This is a genomic window from Nocardia sp. NPDC051911, from assembly GCF_040681035.1.
In the GTDB taxonomy this organism is placed as follows: domain Bacteria; phylum Actinomycetota; class Actinomycetes; order Mycobacteriales; family Mycobacteriaceae; genus Nocardia; species Nocardia sichangensis.
On sequence record NZ_JBFAXY010000028.1, the window covers coordinates 1 to 24,030 of the forward strand.

The window sequence follows — 24,030 nt, forward strand, 5'->3', positions numbered from 1 at the left end:
CACCGACGCGGCCGTCCTCCTGCGCCACCAACAACGCCGCGAACACCCCCGCCACGATCTCCTCCACCGGCGTCGACGGCGCACGAAACGCCCGCACCGCGAACACCGGCTCCGGCAACGCCGCCCGATCCAACTTCCCCACCGGCGTCAACGGAATCTCGTCCAACACCACAATCGACGCCGGAATCATGTACCCCGGCAACGACTCGGAGATGAAGTCCAGCAGCGCCGTGGTGTCGAACTCGGCCCCGATGCCCACCGCGTCCGCCTCGGGAAGCACGTAGGACACCAACATGGTCGTGCCGTTCTGCTGCCGCTTGCCCAACGTCACCGCGAACTCGACATCCGGATGGCGGCTCAGCGCGTCATCGATCTCGCCGAGTTCGACGCGGAAACCACGGACCTTCACTTGGAAATCGGAACGTCCCAGTACCTCGATGCCGCCCCCGCCGAGTCGGCGGGCCAAGTCGCCGGTGCGGTACATGCGCGATCCCGGATTGCCCGCCTCGCCGCCGAACGGGTTGGCCACGAAGCGCGCCGCGGTGAGACCGCGCCGGTTGAGGTAGCCCTCCGCGAGCGCGGGGCCGGACAGATACAGCTCGCCGATCACTCCGGCCGGGGCCGGGCGCAAGCGGGAATCGAGCACGAACAGACCGAAGCCCGGTATCGCGCCGCCGATGGTGATGGTCTCGCCGGGAACCAGCGGCGCACTGCTGGTCGCGATGACCGTGGCTTCGGTGGGGCCGTAGCCGTTGATCATCGCGCGGCCGTTCCCGCTCCACCGGCTGACCAGGTGCGGACCGAACCGATCGCCGATGACCATCACGACGCGCAGGTCCGCGAGCCCCTCAGGGTCGACCGATTCCAGAGCGCCCGGCGTGATCAGCATGTGCGTGACGCGTTCGCGCCTCAGCACATCGGCGAGTTCGAATCCGCCGAATACGGTCGGCGGCGCGATCACCAGGGTGGACCCGGTGGCGAAGGCGAGCAGCAATTCCAGTACCGACACGTCGAAGTTCGGCGAGCAGATGTGCATCACCCGCGAGCCCTCGGTGACGTCGTAGCGCTCCCGTTCGGACGCCACCATCGCGCCCAATCCGGAGTGGGTGACCACGACTCCCTTGGGCCGACCGGTCGAACCCGAGGTGAAGATGACGTAGGCGGGATGCTGTTCGGTCAGCGGTCGCACCCGATCGGCGTACGAGACCGGGTGCGCGGGCCGCCGTTCGATCCGTTCCCGGTCTTGCGGGTCGTCGAGTTCGATCCACGGGACCGACGTGCCCAGCGCTTCGTGGTACGCGGAAGTGGTCAAGCCCAGCGCCGCTCCGGAATCGGACACCATGTAGGCGATCCGCTCCGGCGGGTAGGTGGGATCGATCGGCACATACGCGGCGCCTGTCTTGGCGATGGCCCACACCGACAGCACCGACTCGATCGAGCGCCGAATGCCGATCGCCACCACGTCGCCGGGCCCCAATCCCCGGTCGATCAACTCCCGCGCCAGCCGCGACGAGGATTCGTCGAGCTCTCGGTAGGTAAGTTGGGTGGTATCGGCGGGATCGCCTGTCGGACTGAACCGGATCGCCACCGTGTCGGCGGCGGACTCGACCGCGGCGGTGAGCAGTTGCCCGAAGAGCAGACTGCCGGAACGGCGACGGCGGTTTCCACGCGCAGAACGGCGGTCCATCTTCATTTCCGTGCTTTCTCCTTCAGGTGGTGCCGGCACTCGCGGCCGCACACCAACGATCCAACCCACAACCTCGCTACTTGCTCGCACTGGTGTCGCAGACAGCCCGGGAGCTCTCTCGCGAGAAGGCCCGGACTGTTCGGCCCCGTCGGGACAGTACACAGCCGGTAACCCGCTTACGGCACGGCATACGGCGGCGCCGGCGAATTATGCTGTGTTTCACACCTTTCACTGATCAAGTGTGCCAATGCGGCACCGACCCAGACGATGATTCCGGTCGACTTCTTCCGTGGCTAATGCGGCTCCGCCGCGAAGGTTCCGCCCGAAATTCCCAGATGGCAAGCCCGACAGGCGATCACGGCGATAGTTCAGGTTGCGTCTACAACGGTTGCCGTTCCGCGATGGTCGCCTCCTGCTCGAATGGCGTGGCGTGCGCGGTCGACAGTGGTGCGAGGAGTGTGGCCGGCGCAAGGAGGCCCGCGGTGATCGCCTTCATGGGGACGAGTATTCGGCGAACCCCTCCGTGCCGCACGACCCCATTCATCGGGGCGCACCGCGTGCCATCCGGCTCGTGGCGGGCGCCCCGCAGCGCTGTCGCGTCGCGTCGCGTCAGTGTGAGTCCAGCGGCTGCAACGACCACGACGTGGCCTCGATCGGCATCGCCGCGGCGGATCGGGCCATGCGGCTGATCTTGGATCCGGTGGTGAATTCGGGATCGGTGCCCATGATGACGCGCCCCTCGCTGTTGACCAGCACCACCTGCTGACCGAATGCCCGGAGTCGCGGAAGCAGGACTGCCTCGATCGAAGCGACCGGAACATCGGCACCGGCGATTCCGAGGAAGGCTCCCGAATCGATCGTCACCGGAATTGCGAAGGTGCAGACGTACTGATCGGTACACGCGTAATCGACGGTCGGCCCGTACGCCCAGCGCCGACCCTGGTCGCGCGGAATCGTGAACCAGTCCATGGCCGTGTAGTCGTAGAAGTACTCATTGTGCGGATTCAATTCCAGCACAAGACGTTGCGGTCCGCGATCGGTGTCGAGGAACCACCACTCCAGGAATCGGGGGCGATCCGCGAGAACGCCGTCGGCCATCACTACGCCCGCGCTTTCGAGCAGTTTTCCACGCCGCTCGAGCTCGCCGACGATGGTGTCGCGCAGCGGTGCGAGGTCGGTCGATCGGGGCGGGCGCTGCAGCTTCTCGGTCGATCTCGCCCACAGTGCCGCCAATTCGGCCCCGATGATGCCCAGCGATTCGTAGACCTCCTCGGCCAGTTCTGTGACGGCGTGGACGAGCGATTCGACGGTCACCGGGGTGGAAGAACTATCGGTATCCCTCATCGATCAACTGAGCTCCAAACGTAGGGCGACGAGGCGGCGGATGCGTGATTCGATTTGTGATTCTGCCAGTTCTCTCGCCCGGGCGTCGTCTTCTCTTTCGATCGCGTCCACTAAATCGCGATGCACGGTGGCTTCGGCGGTGGGGTCGAGTTTCAGTCGGGGTAACCAGAGCAGGGCGGAGAGTTCGGCTTGTAGCGCGACCTGGGCGCGGGTCAAACGGGTGGATTGCGCGCACACCGCCATTTCGATATGGAAGCGGCTGTCGGCCCGGCGGGCCGATATGGGCTCGCTGCTGTCCTTCAGCCGGTCGGCCAGGGATCGCAGCCGCGCGATATCGGCTCGCAACCCGCGGCGTGCGGCGAACACGGCGGCGGCTCCGGTGACGGCGAAGTGTTCGTCCCCCAGATCGCGCAATTCTTGGATGCTCATCTCCTGCAAGCGCACCAGTGAGCTGCTCTCGAGGATCTCCGCCGCACCGCGGATGAAGCTGCCGCCGCCGCGTCCGCGCTTGGTCTGCACGATTCCCTGCTGGCGGAGCACGGCCAGTGCCTCGCGCAGGGTCATCGTCGACACCCCGAGCTGACCGGCGAGATCGGTCTCGCTCGGCAACTGCTGGCCGTCGACCATCAGGCCGAGGCTGATGGCGGCACAGAGTCGCTGCACCACGGCCTCGGTCTTCGGGCCGCCGCCCTCGAGGGGGGCCAGCACGGCGCCGAGAGCGGTCAATCCGGCGCTCTCCTGCTTGGACAACGCGACTCCTCGGTGGGGGATGTAACTCGATCCTAGCCAACGAACACTTGAACTATGAACTCTAGAGTTAGAGGTACACGCTGCGACCGAGCGATCCTGCCCCCGGTCCGCTGCCGATCGCGGTCGCGCCTGACGCTATGGGCTCCGACTTCGCCCCGGAGGTCTCGGTCGCATACCGGCCTGGCAGTGAACTTAACGCAATCATTACCTGCCACGCGTTGAACTATGAAATCTAATGTCTTATGTTCAGACGCGTGGAACTGCCTTTCTGGGCACCGGGACGCGGCGGCGTCACGATCGAAACAGGATTTCCCATGTTCGAAACGAACCAGAACAGCCATAGCGTGCACTACGGTCGCTTCGCCGCGACCGTGCCGAGTCGGCGGCCCGGCAGGCGGCGCGGAGGGGAATACGGCCGGCGGTGCGGATCGGCGCAAGTGCGAGCCGAGCGGACGACGCCGGGGTTCCGACGATGAGTGACATACGCCATACCGAAGTCGACGGTGTATGCGTGACGTGGCGTTTCGTTCACCACCACCTGATCGCGATCGTCGCCGTGGACAAGGCATCGGATGCTTCTCCGTTGGTCGCGTTCGGCCCCGGCAACTACCCTGACCTCGCGCAGGCACGAGAACTTCTTCCGGAGCTGACGCGGCTCTGGGACGCGGTGCGCCGCGAATTCTGGGACAAACTCATCCCGCCACTGCCCGTGGTGACCAGGCAACGGGCTTGGGCGTGAGCCGGTTACCTCGGTGAATGCACCGCCTGGACCTGCTCACCATCGCTGTCGCTGAAAGCCGCTCGTTTCGCCCTCAGCGGCGGCCGCGCGGCTTCGTATACGCGCGGAACGGGTCTCGGTCCCGCGTGATGGCCCCGTCCACGCGCCGCCGGGCCCGAACACTTCTTCCTGAAGCTGCGCACCTTGCTGTGGCGCCCCGGTCTCGGCGCCGAGCTCGGCGAGGAACAGGTCGCCGCCGCGAACGAGTTCTGGTTCGCTGACTTCACCACGTCGAAGCCTCGTGGCGAACATATGTTTGGGACCACGGTCAGGAGGCATTACCCCAGCGGACAAGCTCGACAAGGAGGTTCAGATGTCGGCTGGAGTATGGGTAATCATCGTCGTCATCGCCATTGTCGTCGTCGCGGCCGTTGTCGCGCTCCTGGTGTGGCCGATGCTGCGCAGACAGCGACTACGCCGCAGATTCGGCCCGGAATACGACCGGACGGTACAGGAGCACGAGGATCGCAAGACCGCGGAGCGGGAACTCGCAGAGCGCGAGCGCAGGCACGCGCAACTGCGGCTACGCGACCTGTCGGACGACGAGAAGCGGGTCTATTCCACCCGCTGGGTAGAGGTGCAGGAGCGATTCATCGACGACCCCGCCGGGGCGTTGACCGAAGCCGACCGCCTCGTCACCACGATCATGTCCGAGCGCGGCTACCCCACGGAGAACTACGAGCAGCAGGTGGCTGATCTTTCCGTGGAGCATGCCGAGCCGCTGGGCCACTATCGCGCCGCGCACGACATCGCGACCCGCCCCGCAGGCACGGCGGTATCCACTGAGGACCGGCGCACAGCCATCGTGCACTACCGGGAAGTGTTCGAAGATCTGATCGGCGTTGGCGGCGAAGGCAAGAAGGACGTGAAAGCATGAGCACCGAATCCGAGCGTCGCCCCTATCACGATGGGGCGGAGGAGAATTCGCCGACAGTAGGTGAGCGGCGGGTCGAGTCGCAGTACGAAGGAAGCGGGCAGGCGGACCGTGGTCGGCAGGCCGGACCGGCAGGCGAAACGGCAGCGGTGCGGCGCGATCCCGGGCAGACCGAGGCGTCCCGCGGGATCGGCGAGGCCGAGTCCGCGCAGACCACCGGTACGGCGCCCGAATCGAACACGCCCGCGGCCCACGGATCGGAGCCGGCCCGCGCGGATGCCTCGCGACGGGATGTGATCGACAGCGAGTGGAGCGACACCGGCACGACTCGGCAAACCGCCGCCCACGGTGCGCCGACGGCCGAAACCGCGGCGGGCGGGCCTGCGCCGCTGTTGCCCGATGCCGATCTCGATCGCCTGCGCACCCAGTGGCGGGAAGTGCAGGTTACCTTCGTCGACAACCCCAAAGACGCGGTCGCTCGCGCGGACGAGCTGCTCGGCGATACCATCCACCAGCTGACCACCACCTATGACCAGCGCAAACGCGAACTGGACGAGCGGCTCGGCGACACGTCCGACACCGAGGGGCTGCGGCAGGCGTTGCGTGGGTACCGGGCGTTCTTCGACCAGTTGCTCTCGATCGGCGGCTAGCCGGAAGCCGTTGGTCATGAAGGTCTTCCGATTGGCCGGCGGGACGGTCGACCGGGCGACGGACTGGGTCGCCCGGCAGGTGAAGGCGCGAGTGCCCACCGCCGACCCCGCCGATCGCGACCCGGAGTTCATCGCCGACACCGTCGATCTGGGCTGGCTTCTCGTGCGCCTCTACTTCCGGGCGGAGGTGCGCGGCTTGGAGCGGGTTCCGGAAGAGGGGCCGGTCTTACTGGTCGGCAACCATTCCGGCGGGAACGTATCGCCGGAAGTCTTGGTGACCACGCTCGCCTTCGTCCGGCGTTTCGGACCGCAGCGGCCCTTCTTCCAGCTCGCCCACGACATGGTGATGGCCTACCCGGTGATCGGCTCGTTGCTGCGCCGCTTCGGAACGGTCAACGCCGACCCGGGTAATGCCGAGCGAGTGCTGCGCGACGGCGCGGCGGTGCTGGTCTACCCCGGCGGTGACTGGGAGGTGCACCGTCCGACGTGGGAGGAGGACCGGATCGACTTCGCCGGTCGCACCGGATTTCTCCGCCTCGCCTGGAACGAGCGGGTTCCGATCGTGCCGGTGGTGAACATCGGTGCGCAGCAGACTCAGTTGGTGCTCACCCGCGGTGATCGGATCGCGCGCCTGCTGCGGCTGGATCGGATGCTGCGGCTGAAGGTGTTCCCGATCTCGATCGCGCTGCCGTGGGGACTCGACCTCGGTGATCTCGCTGGGCATCTGCCGTTGCCCAGCAAGATCACCGTCGAGTTCCTCGACCCGATCGTTCTTCGCGACGTGCTGGGGCCCGAACTGAATCTGGACGAGGCCTACCGGCACGTCACCGGAATCATGCAAGGGGCGCTGACCAGGCTGGACGAAGAGCGCGACCTGCCGATCGTCGGCTGACCCGAAACGGCGGCGCGATTACGGCCGCTGTCCGCCGCTTTCATGATACCGTTAGTAACATATACTCGCTCGTGTGATGGAGGTCACCATGCGCGACGCCGCGCATGCACGGATCGAATGGTTCGCCGCTCCCGGCACCGAGGGCGGGGGAGCGGCGCTGGACCAGGTGGCGATCATGACCGGCGCCGCCGGACTGGTCGCGGTCGTTCTGCTGTGGATCGGGTATCTCCACCGAACCCGCCGGATCACCTGGTTACAACGCGTCGCCGACCGTCTCGGGCGGCTGCTCAACCGCCCCGGATGGGTCGCCCTTCCGCTGGCGATGTTCCTCGCGACGATCCTCACCGCGTTGCTGGGCTTCATCTGGGATGTCAGCCTGCACGTCGGCAACGGCCGGGACAACGGGCCACTGGCGAATCCGGCGCACTATTTCATCCTGGCGGGATTGTTCTTCCTGTTCACCGCCGGGATGTCGGCGATCGTGCTGCCCCTGGACGAGAAGCCCGGTGCCGCAGCGGTGCGGATCACCCGCACCTGGTACGCGCCCGTCGGCGGCATCCTCATCGCGGGCGCCGGTCTCTACGCCTTGATCGGCTTTCCCCTCGACGACATCTGGCATCGGATCTTCGGGCAAGATGTCACGCTCTGGGGGCCGACGCATCTGATGCTCATCGGCGGCGCCGGGTTGTCACTGATCGGTGTGTTGCTGCTCGAGTTCGAAGGCAGGCACAGCAAACCGGAGCCCGACCGCGCCGACGGCAGGCTGATGTGGCTGCTGCGGTCCTTCGCCTTCGGTGGCTTGCTCATCGGATTGTCGGTATTCCAGGTGGAATTCGACTTCGGGGTGCAGCAATTCCGGCTCGTTCTGCAGCCGATGCTCATCGCCGCCGCGGCCGCGGTGTCCCTCGTCGCCGCCCGTGCGAGCCTGGGGCCGTTCAGCACACTGGTGGTAGTCGGCTTCGCCGCCCTGGTCCGCACCGTGGTGGCCGTGCTGGTGGGCGGACCGATCATGGATGCCCCGCGCAATGTCTTCCCGCTGTATCTCGGCTGCGCGGTCGTGGTGGAACTGCTCGCGCTGCTACCGCTCATCCGGCGGCCGATCTGGTGGGGCCCGCTGTGCGGACTCGGGATCGCGACAGTCGGCCTGTGGCTCGAATCCCTCTGGGTTCGGGCGGTGTACGTCAATCCGTGGCCTGCCGCCATGTGGCCGGAACTGCTGGCGATGGCCGTGCCCACCGGTATCGCGGGTGGTGTCGTCGGCGCACTGCTGGCGATGACGCTGCGCGGCGAACCGCTGCCACGCCCGCCGGTGCGGCGCGGATTGATGGTCGCCGCGGTCGTGATCGTGGCGGCTGCCACCGCCAATGGGCTGCTCATCGACGTGCCGGAGCAGGCCACCGCCACGGTCGCGCTGCGTGACGTCGAATCAGGTTCAGGCGGCAGGATGGTGCTGGCGGACGTCCGCGTCACGCCCGCCGATCTGGTCGGCTCCGACCCCGAATGGATGCAGATCCTGTCCTGGCAAGGTGGCATCGGCAGTGACAGTCCCGGCCGTGGCCTGGTCGTCGACCACCTGCGACGAGTGGGGCCAGGGCACTACGTCTCCACCGAACCCGTCCCGGCTCATGGGTCGTGGAAAACAGTTCTGCGGCTGCAGGACGGGCGCGTCCTGACCGCCGCGCCGATCTTCATGGCCGCCGACCCCGGCATCGGCGTCGACGAGGTTCCCGCGCTCGCGTCGTTCAACCGCCCGTTCATCGCCGAGATCACGGTGCTGCAGCGGGAGCGCTCGTTCGATTACCCGTCCTGGTTGTTCGGCGCGGCATCGCTGGTCGTCCTGGTGTGCAGCCTCGTCCTCGTCGGCGCGCTGTCCTGGGGCGCGGCGCGGATCAACGACCGGTATCCGCACACGAGCCGGACGGCCGTGGCGGAACCGGCGGTCTCGCGATGACCGGGGGCGCCGACGGCGTGGACGTGTTGGCCCATCACTCGCTGCTGCTCGCGATACCGGCCTTCCTGCCCGCCCTGGCCGTGGTCGCCGTCGTCGTGTTCGTCGCCGTGCGAGACCGCCGCGCCGAGGCGCGTGATCGCACATCTGGTTCGCCGTCCGAGCACGGCGCGGAGAAGGAGCGGTGATGGCATCTGTGTGGCGGTGGGGCGCGCTCGTGCTGCTGAGCGGTCTGGTAGTGAGCGGCTGTGCCTCCTCCGATCCCGACACCGCCTCGTCGGCGAGCGGGACGGCTGGAGACTCGGAGAGTCTCGTCGTCGCGGTCCGGATCGCGGCGGGGTCGGTGAGCCCGGCCGATGTCCGCCTCGAGACCCGGGTGGGACGACCGATCGAGGTGGTGGTCGACAGCGACGCCGACGACGAACTGCACGTACACGGCACGCCGCAGCACACGTTCGCGATCACCCCGAGGGCTGGACAGCGGTTCCGCTTCACCGTGGATGTGCCGGGCCGGGTGGAGATCGAACTGCATCACGCGCGGCGAACGGTGGCGACATTGCTCGTTCGCGGATGACGGTTCTCGCGCACGGCATCGGCGGCGCCACGGATCTGCCGATCCCACTGTCGTACGCGCTTGTCGGAGCGGCCTGGGCCTTGACGTTCTCGTTCGCGGTGCTGGTGCTCGCCTGGCGCGAACCGCGGCTGGACCCGCGATCACCGGGAATCGCGCTTCCCTCGGTGGTCGGTGCGATCCTGGACTCCAGGGCGGTCCGGGTCGTGATTTCGGGAGCGAGCGTGGCCGTCACTCTCGTGGTCGTCGCGATCGGTGTCTTCGGAAGTTCGGATCCGGCGCGCAATCCCGTGCCCGGTGTCGTCTACATCTACCTCTGGGTCGGTGTCATGGTCGCCTCACTGGTCGCCGGACCCGTGTGGAAGATCTTGTCGCCGGTGCGCGCCGTGCACCGCGCCCTGTGCCTGATGCGGCGCCGTCCACCCGCCCAGGGATTGATGCGTTATCCCGGTTCTTGGGGGCAGTGGCCCGCGGTGCTGGGCCTGTTCTCCTTCGTGTGGATGGAACTGGCCTACCCGGAACCGGGTTCGGTGGCCGCCGTGACCACCTGGCTCGTGGCGTATCTCGTCGTGAACACGGCCGGACTGATCATGTGCGGCACCGTCTGGGCCGAGCGTGCCGATCCGCTGGAGGTGTACAGCAGTCTGCTGGGCAGGCTGAGCCCGTTGGGGCGTCGCGATACCGGTGAACTCGTGCTGCGATCGCCGTTGAACAATCTGGCGGGAACTCCGGTCCGGGTGGCCGCGGTGGCCGTGGCCGCCACCCTGCTCGGCTCGACGGCGTTCGACAGCTTCAGCACCTTCCCTTCCTGGCGTGGTCTGCTGGCCGACGCCGGTGGCGGCGGATACGAGTTCCTGCCGACCGTGCTGAAGACGGTGGGGCTGCTGGGTTTCATCGTGGTCGTCGGCGGCCTGTTCTGTACCGCCGCGAGGGCGACCGGAGGCCTGTCCGAAGCCGAGCGGAAACTGCTCCCGGCTCGCCTCGCGTACAGTCTGTCCCCGATCGTCGCGGGTTATCTCGTCGCCCACTACCTCACCTTCTTGGTCGAGAAGGGCCAGGCGACGGTGCTCTTGTTCGCGGATCCGTTCGGACGAGGATGGAACCTGGCCGGACTGGCCGACCGCGACGTCGCCTACCTCTTGTCCACCCATCCCGCGGTGCTGGGGACGGTCAAGGTGCTGGCCGTGGTGATCGGCCATATTCTCGGCGTCGCCGCCGCGCACGACCGCTGCCTGCGACTGCTGCCGCGGGCCCATCGGGTGACGGGTCAACTGGCTTTGATGCTGACCATGGTCGGTTTCACCTTCACCGGTCTCTACCTGCTCTTCGAGTCCTGAGGCACATCCGAATCTCCCACCGCGACAAGCATTTCGCGCAACGTCTTTTGCAAGGCTCGCCGCCGCGGTGTCCGCGACGATCGCCGCGGAACTGGGCGCGGGCCACCGTCGACGAGTTGGCTCGTATCCCTGCGCGCACACTCATCGGCGCGACGGACGCGCTCACCCGGAAGATGCCCGAATTCGCGAAGCCTGGGGACCGCTTACCCCGGCGCCACCGCCGGGCAGCTGGGTGAACGCGGATCGGCGAGGTGTAACTCGATGATCGAGCGGGAACCGGCCGGAATGACCGAGCCGACCCGTAGACCGGCCGACTCGGCGATCTCACGCAGCCTGCCGACGGGGCGTTCCCGGCCGCGGACGTAGCACAGCATCCGCAGGTCGCCTTCGGTATCGGGTGCGCCACCGTCGGCATCGCCGATGTGGTCGAGCACGAGCACCTTCCCGTGCTCCGGAACCGCGTCGGCGCAGCGTCGCAAGATGCGAACGGCGGCCTCGTCGTCCCAGTCGTGCAGGACACCCGAGAGCAGATAGCCGCCCGCTCCGGCGGGAAGGGGATCGAAAAAGCTGCCGACCTGCGCGTCGGCCCGGTGGTCGAGGCCTGCCGAGCGAATGGCCTGCTGTGCACGAGCGACCGGGCCTGCCAAGTCGAGCACCGTCCCGCGCAGGTTGCCATGGGCGCGAAGAAGGGCGACGAGCAAGCTGGCGTCGCCTCCACCCACATCGACGAGGTGACCGAGCGCGCCCCATGAGTAGGCGTCGGCCACCGCCGGGGCATCCGCCGTCAACCGGGCGCCCATCAGAGCGTCGAACGACGCTCCCAGCGCGGGATCGGCGGACAGATCTTCCCAGAACGTCCGGCCGAACTGACGTGGAAAGGCGGGCTCACCGGTGCGAACGGTGTGCAACAGCTGGACGAAGCACAGATCGGCGCGCCCGACGGCGCCCTCCAGATCGATCCAGCGCCGCACCCCTTCCGGATGATCGTCCCGCAGGCGCTCACCCAACGACGTCAGCCCATAGCCGCCGGTACTTCCACGAGACAGCACACCGGCGGTCACCAGGTGGTCCAGCAGACGCCCCAGCGCGTCCCGGTCCGCGTCCACCGCGGCGGCCAGCGCCTCGCTCGTCCGCCTGCCCGCGGCGACGTGGTCGGCCAGCCGCAGCGTCGCGGCCACGCGGATGGCCATCGGCGTCACCAGGTCGGCGGCGGCCCACAGCGCCCCGCCCCATTCGATCGGCTCCTCGGCCATAACCCTCCTCGCTCGTCGGCTCCGGGTCGCCGATCACATGGCTCCGGCGGTCAGCGCAGCGGCACCTGCCAGCACAATCGCGTGCCCGCGGTACGCCCGTCCGGTTCGGTACCGGCCGTGATCGTGAAGGTCCCGGCCGATTCCTCGGCGCGCCGGGCCAGATTCGTCAGACCGCTCGGGGCGACGTCGGTGGGCACCCCGCAGCCGTCGTCCTCGACGACGATGATCAGGTCGTCGGCCACGGTGATCTCGACCGAGACGGTGTCGGCTCCGGAGTGCCGTACGGCGTTGCTGACCGCTTCGCGCACAACGGCTTCGGCGTGATCGGCCAGTTCGGGATCGATGACCGAGAGTGGCCCGCTGATACGCACGGAGGTGCGGATGCCGCTGGGCGCGGTCTGCTGGCGGATGGCTTCCTCGATGCGTTGGCGCACCCGCCCGCTGTCGCCGCCGTGCAGGTCGAAGATCGAGGTGCGGATTTCTTGGACGACGTCTTGCAGGTCGTTGATGGCCTCGGTGATCCGCTCGCGCACTTCGGGCACGCGGGTTCGGGGGACGGTGCCCTGCAGGCTCAGTCCGACGGCGAACAGCCGCTGGATGACGTGGTCGTGCAGGTCGCGGGCGATGCGGTCGCGATCGGAAAGGATGTCCAGTTCCCGCATGCGCCGTTGCGCGTCGGCCAGTTGCATCGCCAGCGCGGCCTGGTCGGTGAAGGCGGAGGTCAGTTCGAGGATCTCGTTGTTGTAGGGGGCCGATTCCACCGCCCGCAGCGCGACCAGCACGCCCACCGTGGAATCGGAGGTCTGCATGGGCAGCACGAGTGCGGGCCCGGCGTCGGGGAAGATCTTGCCGAGATCCGCGCGGCGAGCGTCGTCCACCCGCTGGGGAGAACGCTGTCGGAAGGCCTGACCGATGGTGGTGTCTCCCAACGGCAGCTTGATCAGCCGCTGGTCGTGCGTGGCGCCGGCGGTATGTGTGATCAGAAGTTCGGTGATCTCTTCGGGTGGCCCCTCGGAGTCCGGGACGACCGCGAGATAGGTCCGTTCGGAGCCGGTGAGCCGGTGCGTGGCTTCGACGAGATGGGTGAGGACCTGGCCGGGGGCGGTGCCTGCGAGGAATTCGGTGGTGATGTCGCGGGTGGCTTCGATCCAGGCTTGGCGGGTGCGGGCGGATTCGTAGAGGTGGGCGTTGTCGATGGCGATTCCGGCCGCGGCGGCCAGGGCTCGTACGATGACTTCGTCGTCTTCGGTGAAGGGTTGGCCGCCTGCTTTCTCCGTGAGATAGAGGTTGCCGAATACTTCGTCGCGGATGCGGACGGGCACGCCGAGGAAGGTGCGCATCGGCGGGTGATGGGCGGGGAATCCTACCGAGGAGGGGTGGTCGGCCAGGTTGTCGAGCCGGATCGGTTTGGGCTGGCTGAACAGTAGTCCGAGCACGCCGTGGCCTTGGGGGAGGTCGCCGATCAACTCGCGGGTCGGTTCGTCGATGCCCTCGTAGATGAATTGGGTGAGTTGCTGGTCGTGGCCGCGGACGCCGAGCGCGCCGTAGCGGGCATCGACCAGCGAGATGGCGGTGTGCACGATGGTGCGCAAGGTGCGATTGAGGTCGAGGCCGGAGGTGACGGTGAGCATGGCCTCGACCAAGCCGTCCATGCGGTCACGGGCATCGATGATCTGCTCGATGCGATCCTTTACCTCGCCGAGCAGTTCGCGCAGCCGCAGTTGGGAAAGCGTATCCCGCACGGAGTAGGGGTCGGCCGACGCGTAATCAGTCGTATGCGTCCCTGAAACGCCGTCAGCGCGGCTTCTCGCCATGGCTCAAGAATATTTCACCCGGTTCCGGAAATGAACGCCACCGCCGAGTGGATATGGACACGCCACCGGTCAGGAGTCGATGGTGGAGCCGGACGGCCGGGACCGGAGTTTGGAGGCGTAGACCGCGGCCTGGGTGCGCCGTTCCAGGCCGAGTTTGGCGAGCAGGCGGGATACGTAGTTCTTCACCGTCTTCTCGGCGAGGAACATGCGCTGAGCGATCTGGCGGTTGGTCAGTCCTTCACCGAGGAGGTCGAGCAGTTTGCGTTCCTGATCGGTGAGTCCGGCCAGGGGGCCGTCGTGGTGGGTGTTGGCGCGTAGTCGTTGCATCAAGGCGGCGGCGGCGCGATTGTCGAGCAGGGAGCGCCCCGCGCCGACTTCCTTGATGGCTTTGGCCAGCTCCATGCCCTTGATGTCCTTGACGACGTAGCCGCTGGCTCCGGCCAGGATCGCGTCCAGCATCGCCTGTTCGTCGGTGAACGAGGTCAGGATCAAGCAGCGCAGATCGTCGAGCTTGGACAGCAGGTCACGGCAGAGCTCGATCCCGTTGCCATCGGGCAGGCGCACGTCGAGAACGGCGACGTCCGGCCGGAGTGCGGGAATGCGGGCTAGGGCCTGGGCGACGTCGCCTGCTTCGCCGATCACGGTGAGTTCCGGGTCGTCGGAAAGCAGGTCGGCGAGGCCGCGGCGGACGATCTCATGGTCGTCGACCAGAAATACCGTGATCATCGAGTGTCCAATCCGGGAGCGGGGGTGGGGTCGACACTACGCATCGGGCAGGCCGCTCGGTACGGGCCAAAGTCCCTTCCTGCGTGGCGACGGGACTCCCGCGGTGCGACGCACCCCGCTGGGAAGTATTCGGTAGGGCCGGTCGCGGAGCTGCCCGGCAGCGATCAGGTCGGCGCCTCCGAGCGGGTGAGGCCTTCGGCGATCAGGATCCGGTGGGCTTGCTGCGCGGCGGAGACCTGCGCGCTGTCGGGCGGTTCGCCGCCGGAAAGACTTTCCAGGCTGCGGGCGAGCACCGCCACCGCGTCGGTGAGTGCGCGTAGCCGGCCGTCCAACTCGTCGAGACGAGACGATTCCGGTCGCGTGACCGGAGTGGCGTCCTGCTGCAAGGTGCCCGCGAGGTCGGCTCCGCGCAGGACGGCCCGCAGATCTTCGGGCAACAGCGCGAACACGTGATCGAGCTGGCCGGGCGAGAACAGATCGGCCAGCGCGTCGGTCACCGCACCCGCGAGAGCGTAGGCCTCGTCTCGGGAGACGCCTGCTTCCAATGCGAACTGATCGAGGAAAGAGGGCACGTCGTGCGGGAAAGGAACGTGTGCGGGCACCCAGCCCTCGTAGAAGATCCCGCGCAGCAGTTCGGGCAACTGGGCGCTCAGGTGCGCGGCCGCGTTGACACCGATGCGGTCACGCACCGTGTGCAGCCAGGCGCGCAGTGCGCGGTGCGCGAATGCCCGGTCTTCGGTGGCGAGTTCGTCGGTCAGAGTGCGCAGCCACTCGTGCGCGGTGTGCACCGCGGGTGCGAGGGGGTCGCGGTGGTAGCTCATGACGTGTGCCTTTCACGGATGAAATCGTGGTCGTCGAGGTGCGATATCCACGAGACTGCTCGTCCGAGCCGGGACCGGTGAGAGGACTCCTACCCGCACTGACGGGACCATGGTCACCCCCGATGCCGGATCGCCGTGGACGCGACGCGATCACGTCCGCGCGGGCGACGAATCGCGGAGGATCGCCAATGCGGCGGCGAGCCGCCGCCGCAGCTCGCCCGCGACGGACCGCAGCCCCGGCTGCGCGGTGACGCAGACCAGCAGTTCCGGATCGGCGACCTCGACCTGTGTGCCGGTGTCGGTCGAGCGCACCACGAGACCGCACGAGAACATCGCCCCGGCGTGGCGGTCGGCCGACAGCGCCCGGTAGGTCAGCTGGGGGTCGCAGACGCCCAGCAGCAGATAGTTCTCGATCTGTTCGCCGATCGTCTCGCGCAGCGTGGCCTGTAGGTCGACTTCGGCGATCACCGCCAGTTCCGCACCGCGCAAGGCATCCCTGGTTCTGCGCACCGCCTCCTCGAAGGGGGCGTCGAGGTGCACCGCCACGGTGGCGGCGGGGGCAACCGGCAACCGGATCTCGGTGAGCAGACGCCGGGCGTCGGTGACCTCGTCCGGGCCGATGAGGTAGGCCTCGGTGGGGGGACCGATCGGCCGGTAGCCGCTGTCGCGCAGCCATTCCTGGAGCGCCTGATACGCGGCGGCGAGGTCGCGGTAGCTGCCGCGGTGGCAGGTGCGAGCGACGAGAGTTCCCGGCAGGACGACCACTTGCGCGCCGGAGCTGGGCCCGAGGTTGGGTGCGGGCTCCACCGCGACGCCGAATTCCACCGCGGCCGCTTCGCCTTCGAGTGTGTCGTCGCGGAAGGTGATCGTCGGCGCGCCGCTGGCGACCAAACCGGCCTGCCGCACGACGCGGGTCACTTCCCGCATTCCCTCCGCGATGTCCTCGCCGAGCAAACCTGGGTCGGGACGAAGCCTGCGTGCCATCCGCAGCACCGTTTCCGGTGCGGACTCGACCAGGGCGATCCGGTATTCCACCGCGTCCTCCTCGATTCGTCGTGCCGTGGGCGCGGGCCGCCCTTCGGGTGTCGGTGGGCTCAGCGGGAACCGGTGACGGTGAAGACGTCGGTGACCGGGCGCCGGGGAGTCGGCGGGACCATGTCGGCGTCGTCGGGCGCGGTGCCGACACGGAGCAGCACCTGAGGCGTCGCCGGACGGGGAACCAGGCCGGCGAGCAGTCCCCGGGTCGTCGGCAGTTCGGTGACATGGGTGAGCGCGCAGGTCGCCAGACCCGCGGCGGTGCATTCCAGCAGCACGGCCGACAGCGCCTCGCCGGTGCGCAACCAGCGTGTCACCGAATCCCCGTCGGTGCCGAGCAGAACCAGCCGCGCGCGATCGTCGAGCCGGGCCCGTCGCATCGAACGCGGCGCCGGGGGGAACGCGCGCCCGACACCGACCCGGGCGAATTCCGCGTCGGACACCAGCGCGGAGGCCGGCACGCCTTCGAGCGTCTCCGAATGCCCGGCCCACCATTCCAATTCGGTCTGATACAGCAAGTCCTGGCGGCGCAGCGCACCGATCTGTTCCGAAGCGGCGGCGAGCCGAGGCCGGGCGCTGTCGTCCAAGACGTCGAGTTCCACCTCGTGCGGGGAGGTGAGCATCCGCAGCCGGGGCAGCAGGCCTGCGAAGCCCTGCGGTTCGAGCATCGGCAGCCGGTCGGTGCGGCGCCGGTCGATGACGCGTGCTCGGGTGTGGATCCCCTCCGGCGGGTCGGTCCACGGCCGGAATTCGATCACGGCGAGATGGTCGGGTCGCTGCCGATCCGGCACGCGCACCGTGTCGGTGTGCCAGCCTTGGTCGGCGAAGGCGGTTCGCGCGTGATGCAGGACGGCTCCGCAGCTGATCACAAGCTGGCGGCCGTGCGGGTCGGTCGAGGGCAGCAGCCGGTCGGCGTCGGTGTAGAGGTGCAGGCGGGTTCCGTCGAACACCCACCGCCACGGCTGGGTGTTGTGCACCGACGGCGCCCGGGTGGCCAGCCGCAACGCAGCCAGCATCACCCGATGCTCGGGTACCGAAATGGCGGGTGCTTCGTCGTTCGCGGTCATGGTTCGAGTCTTCGCGGGATCGTCCGGACCGGATACGGGCGTTCCGCCCGCGACGCAGGGTCCTTGGTCACCGTCGCCCGCCGGGCCGGTGCGAGGCCGCCGTGACCTTCCGCGCGGCGTTCTACTTCTCGATGTCCGCCACACCGGCACGCAGGACCGTCACGCCCCACCACAACAGCCGCAGCGCGAGACCGGCGTAGATCAACACCGCCAGATACACCAGGTCCGCGCCGTAGTCGCGCGCCCAATTGGGCAGCAACAGGACGAGCGCCACGAGCATCCCGATCAGCATGATCGAAGCGAGCACCACCGCGGGAACCGCCAGCGGCACCGAGTCCGGGTCCGGAGTTCCGTCGGATGGACGTGGAGGTATACGACGGGGTGACATAGCACACAGCCTGCTCGGGGGGCGGGTGCGAGGGGAGGGTACTGCTGCCCGTAGAGCGGGGGCTAACGTCCCGGATATCGATGTGGCCTCAGTCCACCTCGCCCTGTGGACCGGACATCTCGAGGATCTCCGAGAGTGGACGGCGCGGCGTCAGTGGAGCGTCCTGCGCGGATTCGGGTGCCGAGCCGACCCGGACCAGCACCTGCGGCAAGCCGAAACCGCCGGTCAGCGTGCGGACCAGCGCGCGGCTCTGCGGGACTTCGGTCAGGTGGGTCAGCGGACAGGTCGCGTACCCCGCGAGGGTGCACTCCAGCAGCACCGTGGACAGCACCTCACCGCAGTGCACCACGTCGTCGGGGGTGTCGCTGTCGGTGGAGAGGACCAGGATCACCGAATGGTCGTCGGCGACCTCACCGCGCCGGTCACCGGAGACGGTGGGGAACTTGCGGCCCACGCTCACCCGCTGCCGTTCCTGCTCGGAGATCAGCGACTCCTTGGGGACACCGGCGTCGGCGACGACGTGCCCCGTCCACCATTGCAATTCGGCGTGGTAATCCGGGTCGTAGCGGCGCAGCGACGCGGTCATCTCCGAGGCGCGGGCCAACGTGGGGCGGCTGTCGTCGTGCAGGACGTTCAGCGTGGCGTCGGCGGGATCGAACGTGCTGCGCAGCACGGTTTCGAAATCGGGCCATCCGGGCGGCGCCGCGAACGGCAGCCGGTCGGTGTGCCTGCGCAGGATGGCGTCGGCGCGGGCGCGGTCGGCGTCGGTCACGAAATGCGCCCGATGAAACGTGATGGTGGCGAGATGATTGCGACGATTCGGGTTGGGGAAATGGGCGACGAGGGTGCGCCAACCGGCAGCGGACATGGCCGCGCGGAGATGGCCCAGCGCGACACCGCAGCTGATCAGCATCTGACGACCGGCGGTGTCGGTCGCCGGGAGGCGGCGTTCGGGTACCGCGAACAGCCGCAGCGCTTGGCCGTCGAACGTCCAGTGCCAGGGCTGGCTGTTGTGCAGCGACGGCGCCCGGCCGGCGAGGAGGACGGCCTTCTCGATGGTTTCTCCGGTGGGTAGCTCGTTCATATGGCCGACGGTAGGTCTCCCACGCCGATGGGAAAACAGTCGTTGGTCCCGGATCTCGTCGCTGGTGGCCCCCACGTCAGGCGGTTGTTGCGGACTTTCGTCCCTGGACGGGACACCGGCGACTCGGTCAGGCTGGAAGTCGTGGGCAACGGTGTGCGGGCGACGCCGCGGATCGATTCGCGCCGCCACGACGCGGTGATCTTCGACATGGACGGGGTGGTGACCGACAGCGCGTCGATGCACGCCGCGGCGTGGACGGAATTGTTCGACGACTTCCTCACCCGGCGTCCCGCCGGTGCCGGACAGGACCGGTCGCCGTTCACCGAAACCGACTACCTCCGCTTCGTCGACGGCAAGCCACGCTATCGCGGCGTGGCGGACTTCCTCGCGGCGCGAGGTATCGCGTTGCCCTGGGGCACCGCCGCCGATCCGGAGACGGCCGAAACCGTATGTGGGCTCGGAAACCGCAAGGATCACCTGTTCCGCGAGCGCGTCGCACGTGACGGTGTCCGGGTGTTCCCGTCGACCGTCGACCTCGTTCGTCGTCTGACGGCCGCGGGCATCGGCACGGGCATCTTCTCCGCCAGCCGGCATTGCGCGCAGGTGCTCACGGCCGCCGGTGTCGCGGACCTGTTCACGGTGCGGGTGGACGGGAACGATGCCGAGGAATTGGGCCTGGCGGGGAAGCCCGATCCGGCGATGTTGCTCGAGGCCGCGCGCCGACTCGGGGCCGGACCGGACCGGACGGTTGTGGTCGAGGATGCCGAGGCGGGCGTCGCCGCCGGTCGCAGTGGGGGCTTCGCGCTGGTCATCGGTGTCGATCGGCGGGCGAACGCGGATGGGCTGCTGGCCCGGGGAGCCGACGTCGTCGTCGATGACGTCGCTCGGGTGCGGTTGCGCGGGGGCTTCCGGCGGATGTCGGAGCTGCCGGACGTCGAGGAGGGCTGGCCGCGGATAGCCGACCGTCTGAGCACCGCGAAAGTTGCGGTGCTGCTCGACTTCGACGGCACCGTCGCGGATATCGTCCCCGATCCGAATGCCGCCGAACCGGTCGCGGGCGTGGCGGCCGCATTGCGGAAGCTGGCAGCGGAATGCCCCGTCGCGGTCGTCAGCGGACGCGATCTCGCCGATTTGCGTGCCCGCGTCGGCGTCGGCGGAATCTGGTACGCGGGCAGTCACGGCTTCGATCTGGTGGCCCCGGACGGCGCCGGGCACGTGCACGATGCCGCACCCGGCGCCGAGGATGCGCTCGCCGCGGCGGCCGGTGAACTTCGGCGTCGCCTGCGGGATGTTCCCGGAATCCTGGTGGAGCACAAGCGGTTCGCGGTCGCCGTTCACTACCGCAACGTCACGGCGGAACACGTCGGGGGAGTGGTCGCCGCGGTGCACGAGGCAGGGCACACGGCGGGTTTGCGCGTCACCCACGGCAGGCGTGTCGCCGAGCTGCGCCCGGATGTGGACTGGGACAAGGGCGCCGCGGTGCGGTGGATTCTCGACCATCTCACCGTCCCGGTGCTGCCGGTCTATCTCGGCGACGATCTGACCGACGAGGACGCGTTCGATGCCGTCGAAGCGGATGGGCTCGCCATCGTGGTGCGCCACGGGGAGACCGGCGACAGGCACACCGCCGCCCGGTACGCGATCGACGGGCCGCATCGGGTCCGCGACTTCCTCGATCGGCTGGCCCGCAGGCTGCGACCCGATACCGTCGCGGCCGCGCCGGAGTCGTGGACACTCGACTTCGATGGATACGACCCGGCCCGAGAGAAGCTTCGGGAGTCACTGTGCACGGTCGGCAACGGTTATTTCGCCACCCGCGGTGCGGCGCCGGAATGCGGGGCGGGAGCGGTCCACTACCCGGGTACGTATGTGGGCGGGGTGTACAACCGGCTCTCCGACACGATAACCGGCCACGTGGTCGACAACGAAAGTCTGGTCAATCTGCCGAATTGGCTCCCGCTGACCTTCCGGATCGAACGCGGCCCCTGGTTCGACATCGATACCGCGGATTTGCTGGATTACCGGCAGCAGCTGGATCTGCGCCGCGCCGAACTCGTGCGGCGGTTCCGTTTTCGCGATCCGTCGGGTCGGATCACCGCGGTGACGCAACGCCGGTTCGCCGCCATGCATCGTCCGCACTCGGGCGCGATGGCGACGACGATCACCGCCGAGAACTGGTCGGGCGAACTGACCATCCGCTCGGCGATCGATGGATCCGTTCGCAATCAGTTGGTGCAGCGGTATTGGGACCTGTCCGACACCCATCTGGTGACCGAACACGCCGTACACCTGTCCGCGAGATCGGTGCTGCTCTCGGCGCGGACCCGCGCCTCGAGAACGCCGGTGGCCGTCGCGACGCGCAGCGGTCTGCGACGCGGCGGGGAGCCCATCGACCCGGCATGCGAAGCGATCCACGAGGACGGCCTGATCGGGCACGATTTCACGCTGCCGGTCACCAGCGGGGACGCGGTGACCGTGGAGAAGGTCGTCGCCGTGTTCACCGGACGTGACCCGGCCACGGCGGGACCCGACGAGGAAGCCGCGCGCTGGGTCGACGCCGTCGACAGCTACGCGGATCTGTTCGAGGGACACGCGGTGGCGTGGGAGCATCTGTGGGCGCGGCTGCGGATCGACCTGGACCGTGCCCAGGACGCGACGCGCATCGTGCGCCTGCACCTGTTGCACCTGATGCAGACCTTGTCACCGAACACCACGAGCATGGATGTGGGCGTGCCCGCGCGCGGCCTGCACGGTGAGGCCTATCGCGGTCATGTGTTCTGGGACGAGCTGTTCGTCTTTCCCGTGCTGAATCCGCGGTTTCCCGAGCTGACCCGTTCTCTGCTGCGGTACCGCTATCGCCGTCTGACCGAGGCCAGGCGAGCGGCTGCGGAAGCGGGACTCGCCGGGGCGATGTTCCCGTGGCAGTCCGGCAGTGACGGCCGTGAAGAAAGCCAGCGGATGCATCTGAATCCACTGTCGAGACGCTGGAATCCGGATCCGAGCCGCCGTGCGCACCACATCGGGATCGCGATCGCCTACAACGTCTGGCAGTACTACCAGGCCACCGGCGACCTGGAGTTCCTCGTCGAATGCGGCGCGGAGTTGCTGGTGGAGATCGCTCGTTTCTGGTCGAGCCTGGCGCGCTACGACGCCGAGCGCGACCGCTACACCATCCGTGGCGTGATCGGCCCGGACGAGTTCCATTCCGGCTATCCGGACGCGCCGGAGGCCGGTATCGACAACAACGCCTATACCAATGTGATGGCGGCCTGGGTGATCCTGCGGGCGATCGACGCGCTCGCCCTGCTGGCACCGCGCGAACGATCGGAGCTGCTGGAGAAGCTGTCGGTGCGACCGTCGGAATCGGAGCACTGGTCCGTTGTCGCTCGGCGAATGTACGTCCCGTTCCACGACGGAGTCATCAGCCAGTTCGAGGGATACGAGCGACTGGCCGAACTCGATTGGGATCACTACCGTCGTCGATACGGCAACATCCAGCGGCTGGACCGGCTACTCGAGGCCGAGGGCGACGATGTGAACCGCTATCGGGCCGCCAAACAAGCCGATGTCCTGATGCTGTTCTATCTACTGTCGGCCGACGAACTCCGGGAACTGCTGGGACATCTCGGATACGAACTGCCCGGCGAGATGATTCCGCGGACCATCGACTACTACCTGTCGCGCACGTCGCACGGCTCGACGCTCAGCGCGCTGGTGCATTCGTGGGTGCTGGCGCGGGCCAACCGGGAGCGCGTCGTGGAGTTCTTCGATCTGGTGCTCGGCTCCGACGTCGCCGATATCCAGGGCGGAACCACCGCGGAGGGGATTCATCTCGCCGCGATGGCGGGCAGCGTCGATCTGCTGCAACGGTGTTTCACCGGTATGGAACTGCGCCGCGACCGCCTGGTGTTCTGCCCGTTTTGGCCGGAGTCCTTGGGCGCCTTGTCGTTTCCGATGATCTACCGCGGCCATCGGCTGACCGTGCGCGTCAGCGGCGATGGCGTCGAGATCGGCTCGGATCCCGGCGCGTCGCCGCCGATCGAGGTCACCTGCCGGGACCAGACCGCGCGGCTCGAGGCGGGAGCGACGGTCCGGCTGCCGATGAACTCGGTGAGCGAGTGATGATCACCGGCTCTTCCGCCCGTGCGGCGGCACCGCTCGCCCGCGGTCGTCAGCCGGAGGTGCCCATTGGTCGAGTCGTTGATCTCGTGCGTCGTTCCGGTGCCGGCAATCCGGGTGCGAGATCCGGTCCAGTTCGGTGTGGGCGATGCGCGCGGCCCAGGCACGGGCGCGTTCCAGCTCTCCTGGCCCGGGCGGGCCGGTCGAGTCTTCGAGGAGGAAATCCATCGGGTCGTCGGCGAGGGAATAGCCCAAACGCCGTAGTCGTTTTCCGATGCCGCGTGCGGTCGATCCGGGTAGCCACGACTGACCGACCGGCTTGGTGGCGAAGGCGATGGCAGTGTGCCCCCGCGGAACGGGCAGTGCCGCTTCGAGCCACTCCCGGACACCGATGTCGGCGATCAGCGCATCGGTTCGCTTGGCGGCGTCGCGGCGGGTACGCCGACAGCTGAGCCGGAAGGTGCGGGTCGGTCCGCCGACCACGAGCAGATGCACCTTCGGAGCGGGCACTTCGGCGGCCGCGGCCACCGGCACGACTTCGACGTCGGCGTGCTCGCGCAGCCCTTCCGCGATGGCTTCCGCGACCGCCGCGGTGTTGCCGAACATCGATTCGTAGACGACTCGTGCGCGCATGGCTGGCTCCTCCGCACCGCGCCTTGCCGAACGCGGGTACCACGGACGCTATGCGGCGGGAAAGACCGTGCACAGAGTCGAACCGACACTTGTCGAGGGACCTTGGCCCCGTCCTCGGCGTGTGATCGGGCGGGTTCGGAGACCGCGGATCAGCAACCGGCGTGAGCTGGCTGCTCGACTGGGCGAAGAAATACTGGTGGAGTTTCCTGGGCCGGGATATGAGCCTCGATCATGAGCTCGCTGCCGGCCGCCCTCATCG

21 protein-coding genes are annotated in these 24,030 nt (G+C 68.1%); 9 read left to right on the top strand and 12 right to left on the bottom strand.

Going from position 1 to position 24,030, the window contains the following annotated elements; translation table 11 throughout:
• From AB0L97_RS28500 to AB0L97_RS28510, 3 genes are all read right to left on the bottom strand, one after another.
• Window positions 1-1,693, bottom strand: a 1,693-nt coding sequence (locus AB0L97_RS28500; protein WP_364435347.1) for an amino acid adenylation domain-containing protein, incomplete at its 3' end; no start/stop codon positions are given.
• Between the two features lie 603 nt (window positions 1,694-2,296).
• Window positions 2,297-3,031, bottom strand: coding sequence for a cache domain-containing protein (locus AB0L97_RS28505; protein ID WP_364435350.1), 735 nt, complete (start codon window positions 3,029-3,031; stop codon window positions 2,297-2,299).
• Between the two features lie 3 nt (window positions 3,032-3,034).
• Entirely contained in the window at window positions 3,035-3,739 is a 705-nt protein-coding gene (locus AB0L97_RS28510) for a GntR family transcriptional regulator (RefSeq protein WP_364435561.1), read from the bottom strand.
• Window positions 3,740-4,253: 514 nt separating this feature from the next.
• Between AB0L97_RS28510 and AB0L97_RS28515 the strand changes: the two genes are divergently transcribed.
• From AB0L97_RS28515 to AB0L97_RS28550, 8 genes are all read left to right on the top strand, one after another.
• Window positions 4,254-4,520 carry a hypothetical protein gene (locus tag AB0L97_RS28515; RefSeq protein WP_355079431.1) on the top strand — a complete coding sequence of 89 codons (267 nt, stop codon included), beginning with the start codon at window positions 4,254-4,256 and terminating at the stop codon, window positions 4,518-4,520.
• A gap of 352 nt (window positions 4,521-4,872) precedes the next feature.
• On the top strand, window positions 4,873-5,436 hold the full coding sequence (locus tag AB0L97_RS28520) for a hypothetical protein (RefSeq protein WP_355079429.1): 564 nt from the start codon (window positions 4,873-4,875) through the stop codon (window positions 5,434-5,436).
• The gene (locus AB0L97_RS28525; protein ID WP_364435354.1) at window positions 5,433-6,083 is read left to right on the top strand and encodes a hypothetical protein; all 651 of its coding nucleotides are present in this window, start codon (window positions 5,433-5,435) and stop codon (window positions 6,081-6,083) included. The genes AB0L97_RS28520 and AB0L97_RS28525 overlap by 4 nt, the downstream gene beginning before the upstream one ends.
• Window positions 6,084-6,099: 16 nt before the next feature.
• On the top strand, window positions 6,100-6,975 hold the full coding sequence (locus tag AB0L97_RS28530) for a lysophospholipid acyltransferase family protein (RefSeq protein ID WP_364435357.1): 876 nt from the start codon (window positions 6,100-6,102) through the stop codon (window positions 6,973-6,975).
• Between the two features lie 88 nt (window positions 6,976-7,063).
• Window positions 7,064-8,926, top strand: coding sequence for a hypothetical protein (locus AB0L97_RS28535; RefSeq protein ID WP_364435564.1), 1,863 nt, complete (start codon window positions 7,064-7,066; stop codon window positions 8,924-8,926).
• Window positions 8,923-9,111, top strand: a complete 189-nt coding sequence (locus tag AB0L97_RS28540; protein ID WP_356968514.1) for a hypothetical protein — start codon at window positions 8,923-8,925, stop codon at window positions 9,109-9,111. The genes AB0L97_RS28535 and AB0L97_RS28540 overlap by 4 nt, the downstream gene beginning before the upstream one ends.
• A complete protein-coding gene (locus tag AB0L97_RS28545) occupies window positions 9,111-9,497 on the top strand; it encodes a hypothetical protein (RefSeq protein ID WP_364435361.1) in 387 nt (128 codons plus the stop codon). The genes AB0L97_RS28540 and AB0L97_RS28545 overlap by 1 nt, the downstream gene beginning before the upstream one ends.
• Window positions 9,494-10,831 (top strand): hypothetical protein, encoded by a 1,338-nt coding sequence (locus AB0L97_RS28550; RefSeq protein WP_364435364.1) that lies wholly within the window; start codon window positions 9,494-9,496, stop codon window positions 10,829-10,831. The genes AB0L97_RS28545 and AB0L97_RS28550 overlap by 4 nt, the downstream gene beginning before the upstream one ends.
• A gap of 203 nt (window positions 10,832-11,034) precedes the next feature.
• Here AB0L97_RS28550 and AB0L97_RS28555 read toward each other — a convergent pair whose 3' ends face one another.
• From AB0L97_RS28555 to AB0L97_RS28590, 8 genes are all read right to left on the bottom strand, one after another.
• The gene (locus AB0L97_RS28555) at window positions 11,035-12,084 is read right to left on the bottom strand and encodes a methyltransferase (protein ID WP_364435367.1); all 1,050 of its coding nucleotides are present in this window, start codon (window positions 12,082-12,084) and stop codon (window positions 11,035-11,037) included.
• Between the two features lie 50 nt (window positions 12,085-12,134).
• Window positions 12,135-13,898, bottom strand: coding sequence for a GAF domain-containing sensor histidine kinase (locus AB0L97_RS28560; RefSeq protein WP_364435370.1), 1,764 nt, complete (start codon window positions 13,896-13,898; stop codon window positions 12,135-12,137).
• A gap of 69 nt (window positions 13,899-13,967) precedes the next feature.
• Window positions 13,968-14,624 (bottom strand): response regulator transcription factor, encoded by a 657-nt coding sequence (locus tag AB0L97_RS28565; protein WP_355079413.1) that lies wholly within the window; start codon window positions 14,622-14,624, stop codon window positions 13,968-13,970.
• A gap of 164 nt (window positions 14,625-14,788) precedes the next feature.
• Window positions 14,789-15,445: a DUF2267 domain-containing protein gene (locus tag AB0L97_RS28570; protein ID WP_364435374.1), complete on the bottom strand. Its 657-nt coding sequence runs from the start codon at window positions 15,443-15,445 to the stop codon at window positions 14,789-14,791.
• 150 nt (window positions 15,446-15,595) lie between these two features.
• Window positions 15,596-16,480, bottom strand: a complete 885-nt coding sequence (locus tag AB0L97_RS28575; protein ID WP_364435377.1) for a GyrI-like domain-containing protein — start codon at window positions 16,478-16,480, stop codon at window positions 15,596-15,598.
• A 59-nt stretch (window positions 16,481-16,539) separates the two neighbouring features.
• On the bottom strand, window positions 16,540-17,547 hold the full coding sequence (locus tag AB0L97_RS28580; RefSeq protein WP_355079408.1) for a hypothetical protein: 1,008 nt from the start codon (window positions 17,545-17,547) through the stop codon (window positions 16,540-16,542).
• 121 nt (window positions 17,548-17,668) lie between these two features.
• The gene (locus AB0L97_RS28585) at window positions 17,669-17,878 is read right to left on the bottom strand and encodes a hypothetical protein (protein WP_364435381.1); all 210 of its coding nucleotides are present in this window, start codon (window positions 17,876-17,878) and stop codon (window positions 17,669-17,671) included.
• Between the two features lie 145 nt (window positions 17,879-18,023).
• On the bottom strand, window positions 18,024-19,019 hold the full coding sequence (locus tag AB0L97_RS28590) for an NAD(P)H nitroreductase (protein ID WP_356968497.1): 996 nt from the start codon (window positions 19,017-19,019) through the stop codon (window positions 18,024-18,026).
• Window positions 19,020-19,160: 141 nt separating this feature from the next.
• Here AB0L97_RS28590 and otsB point away from each other — a divergent pair, with 141 nt between their 5' ends.
• Window positions 19,161-23,141, top strand: coding sequence for a trehalose-phosphatase (gene otsB, locus AB0L97_RS28595; protein WP_364435385.1), 3,981 nt, complete (start codon window positions 19,161-19,163; stop codon window positions 23,139-23,141).
• 3 nt (window positions 23,142-23,144) lie between these two features.
• Here the strand turns inward: otsB and AB0L97_RS28600 are convergent, their stop codons facing one another.
• Complete coding sequence (locus tag AB0L97_RS28600) at window positions 23,145-23,771, bottom strand: flavodoxin family protein (RefSeq protein ID WP_364435388.1); 627 nt, start codon at window positions 23,769-23,771, stop codon at window positions 23,145-23,147.
• Window positions 23,772-24,030 lie beyond the last annotated feature (259 nt).

Coding starts and splice junctions, on each gene's coding strand:
- AB0L97_RS28505 (WP_364435350.1), bottom strand. CDS start 3,031: ATGAGGGATACCGATAGTTCTTCCACCCCGGTGACCGTCGAATCGCTC.
- AB0L97_RS28515 (WP_355079431.1), top strand. CDS start 4,254: ATGAGTGACATACGCCATACCGAAGTCGACGGTGTATGCGTGACGTGG.
- AB0L97_RS28520 (WP_355079429.1), top strand. CDS start 4,873: ATGTCGGCTGGAGTATGGGTAATCATCGTCGTCATCGCCATTGTCGTC.
- AB0L97_RS28525 (WP_364435354.1), top strand. CDS start 5,433: ATGAGCACCGAATCCGAGCGTCGCCCCTATCACGATGGGGCGGAGGAG.
- AB0L97_RS28530 (WP_364435357.1), top strand. CDS start 6,100: ATGAAGGTCTTCCGATTGGCCGGCGGGACGGTCGACCGGGCGACGGAC.
- AB0L97_RS28535 (WP_364435564.1), top strand. CDS start 7,064: ATGCGCGACGCCGCGCATGCACGGATCGAATGGTTCGCCGCTCCCGGC.
- AB0L97_RS28540 (WP_356968514.1), top strand. CDS start 8,923: ATGACCGGGGGCGCCGACGGCGTGGACGTGTTGGCCCATCACTCGCTG.
- AB0L97_RS28545 (WP_364435361.1), top strand. CDS start 9,111: ATGGCATCTGTGTGGCGGTGGGGCGCGCTCGTGCTGCTGAGCGGTCTG.
- AB0L97_RS28550 (WP_364435364.1), top strand. CDS start 9,494: ATGACGGTTCTCGCGCACGGCATCGGCGGCGCCACGGATCTGCCGATC.
- AB0L97_RS28555 (WP_364435367.1), bottom strand. CDS start 12,084: ATGGCCGAGGAGCCGATCGAATGGGGCGGGGCGCTGTGGGCCGCCGCC.
- AB0L97_RS28560 (WP_364435370.1), bottom strand. CDS start 13,898: ATGGCGAGAAGCCGCGCTGACGGCGTTTCAGGGACGCATACGACTGAT.
- AB0L97_RS28565 (WP_355079413.1), bottom strand. CDS start 14,624: ATGATCACGGTATTTCTGGTCGACGACCATGAGATCGTCCGCCGCGGC.
- AB0L97_RS28570 (WP_364435374.1), bottom strand. CDS start 15,445: ATGAGCTACCACCGCGACCCCCTCGCACCCGCGGTGCACACCGCGCAC.
- AB0L97_RS28580 (WP_355079408.1), bottom strand. CDS start 17,547: ATGACCGCGAACGACGAAGCACCCGCCATTTCGGTACCCGAGCATCGG.
- AB0L97_RS28590 (WP_356968497.1), bottom strand. CDS start 19,019: ATGAACGAGCTACCCACCGGAGAAACCATCGAGAAGGCCGTCCTCCTC.
- AB0L97_RS28600 (WP_364435388.1), bottom strand. CDS start 23,771: ATGCGCGCACGAGTCGTCTACGAATCGATGTTCGGCAACACCGCGGCG.